The organism is Pseudomonas sp. PvP027 (assembly GCF_017833005.1).
Taxonomy (GTDB): domain Bacteria; phylum Pseudomonadota; class Gammaproteobacteria; order Pseudomonadales; family Pseudomonadaceae; genus Aquipseudomonas; species Aquipseudomonas congelans.
In genome coordinates, this window is sequence record NZ_JAFIBK010000001.1 from 3398838 (window position 1) to 3412419 (window position 13582).

Consider the following 13582-nt stretch of genomic DNA (forward strand, 5'->3'; position numbering starts at 1 on the left):
TTTGTTAATCCTTGATTCGGCATAGGGTGGCGCTGCGACATTCAGTCACATACACGGTTGCAAGTGTGGGTCGAGGGAAACGCCAGTGATAACAAAAATTCTGATCGCCAACCGCGGGGAGATTGCCGTTCGCATCGTGCGTGCCTGCGCCGAGATGGGCATTCGCTCGGTAGCGATCTTTTCCGAAGCTGACCGGCATGCCTTGCATGTCAAACGTGCCGACGAAGCCTATAGCATTGGTGCCGAACCTCTGGCGGGTTACCTGAACCCGCGTAAATTGGTGAATCTGGCAGTGGAAACCGGCTGCGATGCGTTGCATCCCGGTTATGGCTTTCTTTCCGAGAATGCCGAACTGGCCGATATCTGTGCCGAGCGAGGGATCAAATTCATCGGTCCCTCCGCAGAAGTGATTCGCCGCATGGGTGACAAGACCGAGGCCCGGCGCAGCATGATCAAGGCCGGCGTGCCGGTCACGCCCGGCACCGAAGGCAACGTGGCCGATATCGACGAGGCGTTGATTGAAGGCGAGCGTATCGGTTACCCGGTGATGCTCAAGGCCACCTCCGGGGGCGGTGGACGTGGTATCCGCCGCTGCAACAGCCGCGAAGAACTCGAGCAGGCCTTCCCGCGGGTGATTTCCGAAGCGACCAAAGCCTTCGGCTCGGCAGAGGTCTTTCTTGAGAAGTGCATCGTCAATCCCAAGCACATTGAAGCGCAGATTCTGGGCGACAGTTTCGGCAACGTGGTGCACCTGTTCGAGCGCGACTGTTCGATTCAGCGACGCAACCAGAAGCTCATCGAAATTGCTCCCAGCCCGCAGTTGACGCCCGAACAGCGCGCCTACATCGGCGATCTGTCGGTACGTGCAGCCAAGGCAGTCGGTTACGAGAACGCTGGCACCGTGGAGTTTCTGCTCGCCGAGGGCGAGGTGTACTTCATGGAAATGAACACCCGGGTGCAGGTCGAGCACACCATCACCGAAGAAATCACCGGCATTGATATCGTTCGCGAGCAGATCCGTATCGCCTCCGGCCTGCCGCTGTCGGTCAAGCAGGAAGACATCATCCATCGCGGTTTTGCCCTGCAGTTCCGGATCAACGCCGAAGACCCGAAGAACAACTTTCTGCCCAGCTTCGGCAAGATCACCCGTTATTACGCGCCCGGCGGGCCTGGCGTGCGCACCGACACGGCGATTTATACCGGCTACACCATTCCGCCGTTCTATGACTCCATGTGCCTGAAGCTGATTGTCTGGGCGTTGACCTGGGAAGAGGCCATGGACCGCGGCCTGCGTGCGCTTGATGACATGCGTCTGCAAGGGGTCAAGACCACGGCAGCCTATTACCAGGAAATTCTCCGCAACCCGGAGTTTCGCAGCGGTGAGTTCAACACCAGCTTTGTCGAGAGCCACCCCGAGCTGACCAATTATTCGATCAAACGCAAACCCGAAGAGCTGGCCCTGGCCATCGCCGCCGCCATTGCCGCACACGCCGGTCTGTAAGGAACAGTGAAATGTCCAAGAAGATTTTCGTAACCGACACCATCCTGCGTGACGCTCATCAATCGTTGCTGGCGACCCGCATGCGTACCGAAGACATGCTGCCGATCTGCGACAAGCTCGACAAGGTCGGCTACTGGTCGCTGGAAGTCTGGGGCGGCGCCACCTTCGATGCCTGCGTGCGTTTTCTCAAGGAAGACCCGTGGGAACGCCTGCGTCAGCTGCGTGCGGCCTTGCCCAATACCCGGCTGCAGATGCTCCTGCGCGGCCAGAACCTGCTGGGCTATCGGCATTACAGCGATGACGTGGTCAAGGCGTTCGTCGCCAAGGCGGCGGTCAACGGTATTGATGTGTTCCGTATTTTCGATGCCATGAACGATGTGCGTAACCTGCGGGTTGCCATCGAGGCGGTGAAGGCTGCGGGCAAACATGCACAGGGCACCATCGCCTACACCACCAGCCCGGTGCACACCATCGAGGCCTTCGTGGCGCAGGCCCGGCAGATGGAAGCCATGGGCTGTGACTCGGTGGCGATCAAGGACATGGCCGGCCTGCTGACGCCTTATGCCACGGGTGAGCTGGTCAAGGCGCTGAAGACCGAGCAGTCGCTGCCGGTGTTCATCCACTCGCATGACACGGCCGGTCTGGCCGCCATGTGTCAGCTCAAGGCGATCGAAAGCGGCGCGGACCATATCGACACGGCGATCTCCAGCTTTGCCTGGGGCACCAGCCATCCGGGCACCGAATCGATGGTGGCTGCGCTCAAGGGCAGCGAGTTCGATACCGGTCTGGATCTGGAACTGCTTCAGGAAATCGGTCTGTACTTCTACGCGGTGCGTAAGAAATACCACCAGTTCGAGAGCGAATTTACTACAGTCGACACGCGGGTGCAGGTTAACCAGGTGCCTGGCGGGATGATTTCCAACCTGGCCAATCAGTTGAAGGAGCAGGGCGCACTCAACCGCATGAGCGAAGTGCTGGCTGAAATTCCGCGCGTGCGCAAAGACCTCGGTTATCCGCCATTGGTAACGCCGACCTCGCAGATCGTCGGTACTCAGGCGTTTTTCAACGTGTTGGCCGGGGAGCGTTACAAGACCATCACCAATGAAGTGAAGCTTTATCTGCAAGGCGGTTACGGCAAGGCGCCGGGGCAGGTGGATGAAAAACTGCGTCGTCAGGCGATTGGCAATGAAGAACTGATCGACGTTCGTCCGGCCGACCTGCTCAAGCCGGAGATGACCAAACTACGGGCCGATATCGGCGCACTGGCCAAGTCTGAAGAGGACGTGCTGACGTTCGCCATGTTCCCGGACATTGGCCGCAAGTTCCTTGAGGAACGTGCAGCCGGGACGCTGGCGCCGGAAGTGCTGCTGCCGATTCCCGAAGCCGGAAGCGTTGCCAGGGCGGGCGGTGAGGGCGTGCCGACCGAGTTCGTTATTGATGTGCACGGCGAAACCTATCGGGTCGACATCACCGGTGTGGGCGTCAAGGCCGAGGGCAAGCGCCACTTCTACCTGACCATAGACGGCATGCCGGAAGAGGTGGTGTTCGAGCCGCTCAACGAATTCGTCGGTGGCGGGGCCAGCAAACGCAAGCAAGCTCACGCACCGGGCGACGTCAGCACCACCATGCCCGGCAACATCGTCGATGTGCTGGTCAAGGAGGGCGATGTGGTCAAGGCCGGTCAGGCAGTGCTGATCACTGAAGCGATGAAGATGGAGACCGAGGTTCAGGCGTCGGTCGCGGGCAAGGTCGTCGCCATCCACGTGGCCAAGGGCGACCGCGTCAATCCGGGCGAAGTGCTGATCGAGATCGAAGGTTGAGCTGATACCTGCGCATCATCCAAAGGTTTACCTCAGGGAAGCACTCGTGGCTTCCCTTTTTTTATTCTGTGCAGGTGCGGCCAGTGGTCACGACTATCGTTCCGCACGCTCCAGCGTGGGAATACAGTTCTGGACGCTCTGCGTCGTAAAGAGGACGCGGACGTCCGGAACAGCATGCCGACGCGTAGCGTCGCACGATGGTGGTTATTCGGACGTCATACTCGTGCAGCGTCGCCCGGCCATAGGTTCACCGAAACGCCTCAAGCCCCATGATCTGTTGCCCGTCAGTGAAGTTATCCACAGCCAGCCAGTGTTCAAATGCCGTTCGCAATTCAGGCCATTCGCTGTCGAGGATCGAGTACCACGCGGTATCCCGGCTCTGGCCTTTGACCACCATGTGCTGGCGGAAGGTGCCTTCGTAGCTGAAGCCGAATCGCTCGGCAGCGCGTTTGGAGCGGGCGTTGTTGGCGTTGCACTTCCACTCTAGGCGGCGATAGCCCAGTGCGAAAATCTCTCTGGCCAGCAGGTAAATGGCTTCGGTGCCTTTGGGCGTGCGTTGCATGGCCGCGCTGAAGGTGACATGACCTATTTCGATACGCCCGTGGGCAGCGACGATCGACATCAGGCTGATGACGCCTTCGGCCTTATCGGTCTGCTGATCGACCACGGTGTAAAACCACGGATCGGTGGCCGCCTGATGCCCGGCCAGCCATCTATCGAAGGCGCTACGGTCGCTGAATGGCCCGTAGGGAAGATAATCCCACAGCTTCGGGTCCGCATTCGGGCCTTCGAGTGCCGTCCACAGGTCATCGGCGTGACGCGTGGCATCGAGTTTTTCCAGGCGAATGAAGCGGCCTGTCAGGGTATGGGCCGTGGGCGGTGCAGCGGCTTGCCAGTCCAGCAGGGTGTCGGACATCGGTCACTTCCTGTTTCAGAGTGCTTTACGAAATTGTATGAGGCCGGGCCGTTCGGCGATGCGCTCGTACAACTGAATGGCCGTGGCGTTGGTTTCGTGAGTCAGCCAGTGCACTTTGTCGCAACCGTCTGCCTTGGCAGTGGCGTAGACAAACTCGATCAGTTGCCTGCCGATGCCTGTTCCGCGTTGTTCGGGCGCGACGATCAGATCTTGCAGGTAGCAGGCATTGTTGATGCTCCAGTTGGAGCGGTGGTAGATGAAGTTCACCATGCCCCCCGCTTCGTCACCCAGCCAGGCGAGTGCCGAGTGGGTCGGTTCGTTCGGGTCCACAAGACGTTGCCAGGTGGTGTCGCTGACGCCTGCGGCCAGCTCGGTGTTGTAGAAGCGCAGATAGGCCTGCCACAGAGGCAGCCACGCGTGATGGTCGTCGACGGTAACGGGGCGAATCCGCACATCGGTCATGAGTTGCTCCCTTCGCTCATCAGGCGAGCGATGTGTTGGTCATTTGTATCCTGGCTTGCAGCGAGGCCGTCGCGCACACCGGCCATGTCTGCAGCGCTGCGATTCTGACTGAGTTTACGTTTGCCCTGCAGCCGCTGCACCGGAATGGCGAATCCGACGATCGCTCCGAGCATTTTTGCGAGGTAGTCCGCTGGCGCATCGTCAATGGACCAGGGTTGCGCCCGGTCGGATTCATGGCGATGGGTCAGGTCATCCAGCAGCTGGTGCAATTGCGCGGCGTCGGTAAAAACCTCGGCCTGCCCATAAGCATGCACGGCCACATAATTCCACGTGGGTACGACCTTGCCGTGCTCCATCTTGCCCGGATAGAACGACGGACTCACGTAGGCATCGCCGCCAGGGAAAATCACCAGTGCTTCGGCGCCGGAGCTAAGTTGCTGCCACTGTGGATTGGCTTTGGCCAGATGCCCGTAAAGCGTGCCATACGAGCCTTCATCGCGGCGCAACAGCAGTGGCAGGTGGGTCGCCTGCAATCCTTCTGCGCCGTCGGTGACCAGAATCGCCAGGCGCGTCTGCTCAATCTGCTCGTGCAGGCTAGGTGTGTCGTTATTCTTGAAAGCGGTAGGAATGTACATGGGGAATGTCCTTGGCTGATAACAGGATCGTAGGCAAGGCATTGGTCTGATGTAAGATCCATTTTTGATCGTTTTAACAGGGCCAATGCATGCCTGATCTCAGTGTTGCGTTTCCGTCCACACTCACCGGTATCGTGCTGGACCCGAATCAGGGCTTGAGCAAGCAGCTTTATGGCCTGTTGCGCCAGCAGGTCCTTGATGGGCGCCTGAGGAGCGGCACGCGTCTGCCAGCCAGTCGCGATCTGGCGCGTTCACTGGGCATCTCCCGTAACAGCGTGATACGGGCCTATGACCAGCTGTATGCCGAGGGTTTCATCGAAGGGCGCGTTGGCGACGGCACGTATATTGCGCAGCTCTCTGAACAAAGTGCTCTGCCTCGACGGATGCGCCATAAAAAACTATCCACCAACTTACCCACAGGTGTATCCATAGGGTTACACACAGGTTTGTCCACAATCGCGGCCGAAATGCCGTCAGATTCCTCCTGTGAAGTTATCCACAGCCCGGTGCTCGCGCTGCTTGAAAAGCATCATCTGCATGAACCACCGACAGGTCGCCCGCGGGCCTTTCGGGTCGGTGTTCCGGCGTTCGATCTTTTCCCGTTTGCCTTGTGGGGCAAGCTATATGCCGCTTTCTGGCGCAAGCCAGACCTTGCTCAGCTCGGTTATGGTTCGGCTGCTGGAGACTCGCGATTGCGCGAATTGATTGCGGTCTACCTGCGCTCATCGCGTGGGCTGCATTGCAACGCTGAGCAAATTGTGATCACCAGTGGCGCACAGCACGCTATCAGCCTTTGTGCACAGTTGCTGCTGACCCGGGGCGAGGGCGTTGCCGTGGAGAATCCGGGTTATCGGGCGGCCGGTCATGCGTTCGCACTGGCGGGTGCCCGATTGCAGGGGGTGGCTGTGGATAACGAAGGCATGCGCTGCGCAGACCTTGAGCAGGCAGACTGCAGGTTGGCCTACGTGACGCCATCACACCAATACCCGACCGGCGTGGTAATGAGCCTGGCACGGCGTCTGGAATTGCTGGCCTGGGCCGAGAAGCACAAGGGCTGGATTGTCGAGGATGATTACGACGGCGAGTATCGCTACAGCGGTTCACCCTTGGCTCCTCTGGCCGCGCTCGACCGCAACGCGCGAGTACTCTACGTCGGGACGTTCGGCAAAATCGCTTTTCCCGCGCTGCGCCTCGGGTATCTGGTTCTGCCAGAGCAACTGGTACCGGTGTTCAGTCAGCGCAAGGCCGTGGACATGCGCCATACCGAAATAGGCGTTCAGGCTGTCATGGCGCAGTTCATTGCATCGGGTCATTTCCAGCGACACATACGTCGCATGCGGCGTGCGGCGCTCAGTCGGCGCGATGTGCTGCTGGACAACTGGCCTGCTGATATCCCGGGATGCGCGGCAATGCCCAGGGTGGTTGCCGGGCTGCATGTCATGGTCAAGGTCGACAGCGTGGCGCGTGAGCGGGCGCTGATTGCCAAAGCCAATAGCGTCGGTGTCGAAATGAATGCCCTGAGTGATTACTGGCTGCCCGATTCCACCGAGCTTGTGGATAACCGCGCCGGGCTGGTGCTGGGGTTTGCCGCAGTACCCGAGGACGAGATTATCGAGGCATTGAACAGGCTGCGCGAGGTCTGGTCCGAGTAGTCCCGTTGCCAGGCGTATAATCTGCGCTTTCTGTTACCTGTCCTTGAGATACCCATGAACAATTCTCTTACTGCAACACCCGAACGCAAGTTCGGCGCGCCGCTGGCCGCGCTGTTCCTGCTGCTGATGGGCGCCCAGTTCCTTCTGCTCAGTGTCGGCACCCGCCAGGTGATGCTGTGGATCGTCGGCGCGGCGTTGGGCGTAACGCTGTATCACGCGGCATTCGGTTTCACCTCGGCGTGGCGGGTATTCATCCGTGAGCGGCGGGGTGCAGGGCTGCGCGCGCAAATGGTCATGCTGGCGGTTGCCGTGCTGCTGTTTTTCCCGGCACTGGGCGCGGGCACGCTGTTTGGCCAGCCGGTCACCGGCCTGGTTGCGCCTGCCGGAGTTTCGGTCGTCGTCGGCGCGTTCATTTTCGGCATCGGCATGCAACTGGGCGGTGGCTGTGCGTCCGGCACACTGTTCACTGCCGGCGGTGGCAATGCGCGAATGCTGGTGACGCTGCTGTTTTTCATCCTCGGCTCACTGATTGCCACCCATCACGTCGACTGGTGGTTTGCCCTGCCTTCGTTCCCGGCCGTATCGGTGGTCAAAACCTTCGGCGTACTGCCTGCGCTGCTGGTCAATCTGGCGCTGTTCGCCTTGATTGCCCTGATGACCGTCAAGCTCGAAAAGCGCCGTCATGGCCAGCTTGAAGCGCCGCCAGTCACTGACCATCGCGGCCTTAGCCGTGTGCTGCGCGGGCCGTGGATTCTGGTCTGGGGCGCTGTCGCGCTGGCGCTTCTCAACTACGCAACGCTGGCGTTGGCCGGTCGTCCGTGGGGTATCACATCGGCGTTCGCGCTATGGGGTGCGAAGGTGGCCAGTGGGCTAGGCGTGGACGTCGGCAGCTGGGTGTTCTGGCAGAGCGCTGCGAACGCCAAGGCGCTGGCGGCTCCGGTGTGGGAAGACATCACCAGTGTAATGGACATCGGCATCATGCTCGGTGCCTTGCTGGCGGCAGGTCTGGCGGGTCGTTTTGCACCCAGCCTCGATATACCCAAGCGCTCGCTGGTGGCGGCGGTCATCGGCGGCCTGTTGTTGGGTTACGGCTCGCGCCTGGCCTACGGCTGCAACATCGGTGCTTACTTCAGCGGCATTGCCTCCGGCAGCCTGCACGGCTGGCTGTGGCTGGTGGCAGCCTACGCCGGTAACGTGATCGGCGTCCGCCTGCGGCCGGTTTTCTTCACCGGCGAGCGTCCGCAGGTGGCCCTGAGTGGCTGCTGAAAACGTCTGAACCCCCGAGATAAGCGGGCCGCTTGCGAACCAACTGCCGGTTTCGTATTCAAAGGCCATGCGGTAACTGTGCGTATGCGGTTCGCTTATTTTTCGATGGGGTGGTTCTTTTGCAGCAAACGATCATTTCGAAAATCCGTTTTCTCGGCAAGACCATCGGTTATGTAGGATGGTCGCTTTTCTGGCTGTTGATCTGGGACGTGATTGTCACGGTCGACTTCATGCTCTACCTGGAGCGCAAGATCACCTTGCCGTCCATGCCGTTGACCCTGCTGGGCTCGGCGCTGGTGGTGCTGACCAGCTTCCGCAATTCAAGTGCCTATAACCGCTGGTGGGAAGCCCGCACGCTATGGGGCGCGCTGGTCAACAGTTCGCGCAGCTTCGCCCGGCAGGTGCTGACGCTGGTCGAGGATGACGACGGGATCAACCCGGTCAAGGCCACGCTGTTGCGCCGCCATGTTGCATATGTGAAGTGCCTGTCTGCACACCTGAAGGGCGCCAAATGTGGTGATGAGGTTCAGATGCTGATTCCTCGCGAGGAATTCGAACGTCGTCACGACACCAATAACTTCCCTAACGACCTGCTCAATACGTCGGCTGCGCTGTTGGCCAAGGAGTATCAGGCCGGACGGCTGGACAGCATTCGTCTGGCGCGTCTGGAGTCGACCATGGTGGATATCTCCAATTGCCAGGGCGGCATGGAGCGTATTGCCAATACACCGTTGCCTTATCCGTACGTGGCCTTTCCGCGTCTGTTCATTACGCTGTTCTGCCTGATCGTACCGATTGGCCTGGTGGAAACCCTTGGCTGGTTCACGCCTCTGGCGTCGACGGTGGTGGGTTTCATGCTGTTGGCGATCGAGAAGATCGGTACCGACCTGCAGAGCCCGTTCCGTGCCAGTGAACACGAGATTCAGATGACGGCATTGTGCGAAAACATCGAGCGCAATCTGGATTCGATGCTCAGGGGCGCACAGGAAGAATGCAAGGCTTCGTGAAGGGGTGAGGCGTCGCGCGAGTGCGTGACGCCTCGGGTAAAGCAGAGGCAGCCGCTTAACGCAGCTCGCCGCACAGGTCCAGTTCGACCAGGCGCCGTACTTCCTCGGTGGTCAGGTCTGCGCCCAGCAGGGCATGCAGTTTTCCGAGCGCTGCTTCACGGGTCATGCCACCACCGGAGAGTACGCCTGCACCGCGCAGACGGCTGCCCGCTTCGTAGACATCCAGCTCGACACCGCCCTCATGGCACTGGGTAATCGCGACCACACAGACACCCAGCGCTCGCGCGTTCTCCAGACTGGCCAGAAATTGCGGATCGTCACTGGGGCCGGTGCCGCTGCCGAAGCATTCGAGCACCAGACCGCGGATACCGCTGTTGATCAGGCCGTCCAGCTGGGCAGCACCGACACCGGGAAACAGTGGCAATACCGCCACCTCTGCCAGTGTCTTCGGCTGGCGATAGTTCAATGCGTCAGGGAGCGAAATCACCGCATGGCCGCCACGCGAGCGTTGCAGCGGTGCGAACGGTTGCCGACCGAAGCTGCGAATTTTCGCGCAGCGTACGGGTGTCATCAGTTGCCCGTGAAAATACAGCTGCACGCCTGACACCAGGCCCGAACCCAGCGCCAGCAGCGCCCCGTTGACGTTTTCCCAGGCATCGCTGTCCTGCACGCCGGCAGGCAGCATCGAACCGGTGAACAGCACCGGCGCGCTGAACCCCAACAACTGGAAGCACATCGCCGCCGCGCTGTACGCCAGGGTGTCGGTGCCATGCAGCACCAGCACCGCATCGCAGCCTTCGACCTCAACCGCCTCGATCACCGCCTCACGCAGGCGCAGCCAGTAGGAAGGCGTCATGTTGGCGCTGTCGATCAGCGGCGACATCTCACGGAAGCGCCACTGCGGCACCACCAGTTCCGGGTGCTCGGCCAGTTGCCCGGCCATTCGCGCTTCGAAACCGGAGGCCGGTGCCAGGCCGTTGGCGCTGGCCTGCATGCCGATGGTGCCGCCGGTGTAAAGAACCATCACGCGTTGGGCGGGTTGTTGTGCGTCATGAGGCATGGCTCTTCTCCGGCGTAGTGTCGCGGTGGTTATCGTGCTTCTGGCACAGACTTGGCTGCCGCTTCGGCATCCTGTGTCGACTGACGGGTCGGATTGGCCGGCCATGCGTTGCGGTCCAGGTCCAGATCAGGGAACTGGCTGGAATCGAACACCGGCGTCTTGACCCCGGCCCGACGTTGCGCATCGTAGTCATTCAAAATGCGCTTGACGACTTTGAACAGCATTGCGAGCGCGATCAGGTTGACGAACGCCAGCATGGTCATGGTGATGTCGGCGAACGCCAGTACATCTTTCAGGTCGACGACGGCACCCCACATGATCAGTACCAGCACCGCGATGCGGTAGATGATGATGGTCTGGATCTTCTCGCCAAACAGGAACCGCAGGCTGTTTTCGCCCAGGTAGTAGTTGTAGAGAATCGAGGTGAAGACGAACAGTGCCAGCGCCACGCTGATGAACACTCTGCCCCAGTCACCGACCACGGCTGCCAGCGAGTTCTGTGCCAGAACGATACCGTTGCCGTCGTAGCCGATGTCGTAGATACCGGACAGAAGAATCAGCAAGGCGGTGCAGGTGCAGATCACGAAGGTGTCGAGGAACACGCTGAACGCCTGAACCACGCCCTGTGCCACCGGGTGCTCGACCTGTGCCACGGCAGCCACGTTGGGCGCACTGCCCAGACCGGCTTCGTTGGCGAAGACGCCACGCTTGACGCCCATCACGATCGCGCTGCCGATCAGGCCGCCGAATACCGGATCAAGGCCGAAGGCGCTTCTGACGATGGTCATCAGCATGCCGGGAACGTGGTCGATCTGCAGGGCGATGACGTAGATGGTGACCGCGATGTAGATCAGGGTCTTGACCGGAACCAGCAGGTCGGAAATGGCCGCGATACGCTTGATGCCGCCGACGAAGGCCAGGCCCAGCAGCACGACCAGGCAGATGCCGGTGGTGCGGGTATCGACGTTGAACGCGCTTTTCAGCGAGTCGGTCACGGCGTGCGACTGCAGGCCGTTGAAGGCAAAACCGAAGGTCACCAGCAGCAATACCGCCATGACCATACCCAGCCAGCGCTTGCCCAGACCATACTGGATATAGAACGCCGGACCGCCGCGGAACTGGCCTTCGGAATCCTTGCGTTTGTAGAGCTGAGCGAGGGAACACTCGATGAAGCTGCTGGCCATGCCGACCAGTGCGGTCACCCACATCCAGAATACGGCACCCGGACCACCGAGCGTCACGGCAATGCCGACGCCTGCGATGTTACCGGCACCGACGCGGCCCGCCAGGCTGAGCATCAGGGCCTGGAACGAACTCAACTGGCCCGCGCTGCTGCGCAGACTGTCGCGAAAAACCGAGAACATGTGGAAAAAATGTCGAAACTGAACGAAACGCGAGCGGATCGTGAAGTAACTACCCAGGCCTACGATAAGTACGATCAGTACCTTACCGGAGAGAAAGTCGTTAATCATTTCCAGCATTTTTGTTATTCCTCGCTACTTTTGAGGGGGCGCACTATACCGGTGCAAAGTTTTTACGTCTGTAGTCGCTTTCTTGGACGGCTGATTCTTCATTCGCGACGATGAATGAATACTTCCACGGATGACTCCGCAAAAGTAGGGTGCCGAAGGCTCTGGGTCCAGTGTAGGAGCCCTTTGCTGCAGGCAAAAAAAAGGGTCTGGAGAATCACTCCCAGACCCTCAAAAAATTGAGGGGTGTCTAGGCCCTCAATCTGGTGAGCAGGTTGCGCAGGTCATTCCTGTCAGGCCTTCAAGGGGGCCAGACGAGGAGCGATCATATTTTCCGGGCGCAGGATGTCGTCGAGCATGGCGTCGTCGAGCAGACCTTCCTCACGCACCAGTTCCAGCACGCCGCGGCCGGTTTCCAGCGCGATGCGGGCGATACGGGTGGAGTTCTCGTAACCGATGTAAGGGTTCAGGGCGGTGACCAGACCGATCGAGTGCTCGACCAGCTCGCGGCAGCGCTGTTCGTTGGCCGTGATGCCGACGATGCAGTGCTCGCGCAGCATGTCCATGGCGCGCTGCAGCAGGCGGATCGAGTCGAAAATCTTGTAGGCGATCAGCGGCTCCATCACGTTGAGCTGCAATTGTCCGCCTTCGGCAGCCATGGTCAGCGACAGATCGTTGCCGATGATTTCGAAGGCCACCTGATTGACCGCTTCCGGGATCACCGGGTTGACCTTGCCGGGCATGATCGAGCTGCCTGGCTGGCGTGCCGGCAGGTTGATTTCGTTGATGCCGGTGCGCGGGCCGCTGGACAGCAGGCGCAGGTCGTTGCAGATTTTCGACAGCTTGACCGCAGTACGCTTGAGCATGCCCGAGAACAGCACGAAGGCGCCCATGTCGGAGGTCGCCTCGATCAGGTCGGCTGCAGGCACCAGAGGCTGGCCGCTGATGAGCGCCAGGCGATCGACCGCCAGCTTCTGATAGCCGGGGTCGGCGTTGATGCCTGTGCCGATGGCGGTACCGCCCAGGTTGACTTCGGTCAACAGCTCGGGAGCCAGGCTGCGCAGGCGGTTGAGGTCTTCTGTCAGGGTGGTGGCAAAGGCGCGGAATTCCTGACCCAGAGTCATTGGAACGGCGTCCTGCAACTGGGTGCGGCCCATCTTCAGCACATGGTTGAATTCTTCGCCCTTGGCGGCGAAGGCCTGAATCAGGCTGGAAAGGCTGGCGAGCAGAGCGTCGTGACCCAGCAGCAGACCCAAGCGGATCGCGGTGGGGTAGGCGTCGTTGGTCGATTGCGCCATGTTGACATCGTTGTTGGGGTGCAGGTGTTTGTATTCGCCTTTCTCGAAACCCATGGTTTCCAGGGCGATGTTGGCGATGACTTCGTTGGCATTCATGTTGGTGGACGTGCCGGCGCCGCCCTGGATCATGTCGACCACGAACTGATCATGGAAGTCGCCGCGGATCAGGCGGGCGCAGGCCTCGCTGATGGCCGCATGCTTGGCGTCATTGAGGTGTCCGAGCTGATGGTTTGCATCCGCTGCCGCCTGCTTGACCATGGCCAGCGCGACTACCAGTTTCGGGTAGTGCGAAAGCGGCACGCCGGAGAGGTGAAAGTTGTTCACCGCTCGCAGGGTCTGGATGCCGTAATAAGCGTTGGCAGGTACTTCGAGAACACCAAGCAGGTCTTTTTCGATGCGCGATGATGCAGGCGAGGACATGATAAAAAAAGTCTCAAAAGGCACGGACAATGCCGGAACGCCACGAATAGTGGGCTTGCCACCCTCGATTGACCAA

General features: G+C 60.3%; 11 protein-coding genes. 5 read left to right on the plus strand and 6 right to left on the minus strand.

The annotated features are described in order from the left end of the window. Nucleotides 1-85 precede the first annotated feature (85 nt). Together JOE33_RS14445 and oadA are read left to right on the plus strand one after the other, a co-directional pair. Complete coding sequence (locus tag JOE33_RS14445; RefSeq protein WP_010434086.1) at nt 86-1501, plus strand: acetyl-CoA carboxylase biotin carboxylase subunit; 1416 nt, start codon at nt 86-88, stop codon at nt 1499-1501. 11 nt (nt 1502-1512) lie between these two features. Further along, nucleotides 1513-3321: a sodium-extruding oxaloacetate decarboxylase subunit alpha gene (gene oadA, locus JOE33_RS14450; protein WP_187625368.1), complete on the plus strand. Its 1809-nt coding sequence runs from the start codon at nt 1513-1515 to the stop codon at nt 3319-3321. A 247-nt stretch (nt 3322-3568) separates the two neighbouring features. On the opposite strand, the gene JOE33_RS14455 is transcribed toward oadA, so the two are convergent. Genes JOE33_RS14455 through JOE33_RS14465 form a run of 3 tightly spaced genes read right to left on the minus strand, consistent with a single transcriptional unit; the run spans nt 3569 to nt 5334 of the window. After that, entirely contained in the window at nt 3569-4237 is a 669-nt protein-coding gene (locus JOE33_RS14455) for a GNAT family protein (RefSeq protein WP_187625369.1), read from the minus strand. A 15-nt stretch (nt 4238-4252) separates the two neighbouring features. Further along, entirely contained in the window at nt 4253-4699 is a 447-nt protein-coding gene (locus JOE33_RS14460) for a GNAT family N-acetyltransferase (RefSeq protein ID WP_187625370.1), read from the minus strand. Then, nucleotides 4696-5334 (minus strand): FMN-binding negative transcriptional regulator, encoded by a 639-nt coding sequence (locus JOE33_RS14465; protein ID WP_187625371.1) that lies wholly within the window; start codon nt 5332-5334, stop codon nt 4696-4698. Before JOE33_RS14465 ends, JOE33_RS14460 begins: the two co-directional genes overlap by 4 nt. An 89-nt stretch (nt 5335-5423) precedes the next feature. Between JOE33_RS14465 and JOE33_RS14470 the strand changes: the two genes are divergently transcribed. From JOE33_RS14470 to JOE33_RS14480, 3 genes are all read left to right on the plus strand, one after another. Next, nucleotides 5424-6986 (plus strand): PLP-dependent aminotransferase family protein, encoded by a 1563-nt coding sequence (locus JOE33_RS14470; protein ID WP_122694698.1) that lies wholly within the window; start codon nt 5424-5426, stop codon nt 6984-6986. A 54-nt stretch (nt 6987-7040) separates the two neighbouring features. Next, nucleotides 7041-8252, plus strand: a complete 1212-nt coding sequence (locus tag JOE33_RS14475; protein WP_209924094.1) for a YeeE/YedE family protein — start codon at nt 7041-7043, stop codon at nt 8250-8252. 119 nt (nt 8253-8371) lie between these two features. After that, entirely contained in the window at nt 8372-9259 is an 888-nt protein-coding gene (locus JOE33_RS14480; RefSeq protein WP_003316074.1) for a bestrophin family ion channel, read from the plus strand. Between the two features lie 55 nt (nt 9260-9314). Here JOE33_RS14480 and JOE33_RS14485 read toward each other — a convergent pair whose 3' ends face one another. From JOE33_RS14485 to aspA, 3 genes are all read right to left on the minus strand, one after another. After that, nucleotides 9315-10319, minus strand: a complete 1005-nt coding sequence (locus tag JOE33_RS14485) for an asparaginase (protein WP_032611162.1) — start codon at nt 10317-10319, stop codon at nt 9315-9317. A 29-nt stretch (nt 10320-10348) separates the two neighbouring features. Next, nucleotides 10349-11800, minus strand: a complete 1452-nt coding sequence (locus JOE33_RS14490) for an alanine/glycine:cation symporter family protein (protein ID WP_010426591.1) — start codon at nt 11798-11800, stop codon at nt 10349-10351. Between the two features lie 281 nt (nt 11801-12081). Further along, nucleotides 12082-13506, minus strand: a complete 1425-nt coding sequence (aspA, locus tag JOE33_RS14495) for an aspartate ammonia-lyase (RefSeq protein WP_003432831.1) — start codon at nt 13504-13506, stop codon at nt 12082-12084. Between the last annotated feature and the right edge of the window lie 76 nt (nt 13507-13582).

What these genes read in the sequence shown, in the direction of transcription:
- oadA (WP_187625368.1), top strand. Translation starts at nt 1,513, where the DNA reads ATGTCCAAGAAGATTTTCGTAACCGACACCATCCTGCGTGACGCTCAT.
- JOE33_RS14470 (WP_122694698.1), top strand. Translation starts at nt 5,424, where the DNA reads ATGCCTGATCTCAGTGTTGCGTTTCCGTCCACACTCACCGGTATCGTG.
- aspA (WP_003432831.1), bottom strand. Translation starts at nt 13,506, where the DNA reads ATGTCCTCGCCTGCATCATCGCGCATCGAAAAAGACCTGCTTGGTGTT.
- JOE33_RS14460 (WP_187625370.1), bottom strand. Translation starts at nt 4,699, where the DNA reads ATGACCGATGTGCGGATTCGCCCCGTTACCGTCGACGACCATCACGCG.
- JOE33_RS14490 (WP_010426591.1), bottom strand. Translation starts at nt 11,800, where the DNA reads ATGCTGGAAATGATTAACGACTTTCTCTCCGGTAAGGTACTGATCGTA.
- JOE33_RS14465 (WP_187625371.1), bottom strand. Translation starts at nt 5,334, where the DNA reads ATGTACATTCCTACCGCTTTCAAGAATAACGACACACCTAGCCTGCAC.
- JOE33_RS14485 (WP_032611162.1), bottom strand. Translation starts at nt 10,319, where the DNA reads ATGCCTCATGACGCACAACAACCCGCCCAACGCGTGATGGTTCTTTAC.
- JOE33_RS14455 (WP_187625369.1), bottom strand. Translation starts at nt 4,237, where the DNA reads ATGTCCGACACCCTGCTGGACTGGCAAGCCGCTGCACCGCCCACGGCC.
- JOE33_RS14475 (WP_209924094.1), top strand. Translation starts at nt 7,041, where the DNA reads ATGAACAATTCTCTTACTGCAACACCCGAACGCAAGTTCGGCGCGCCG.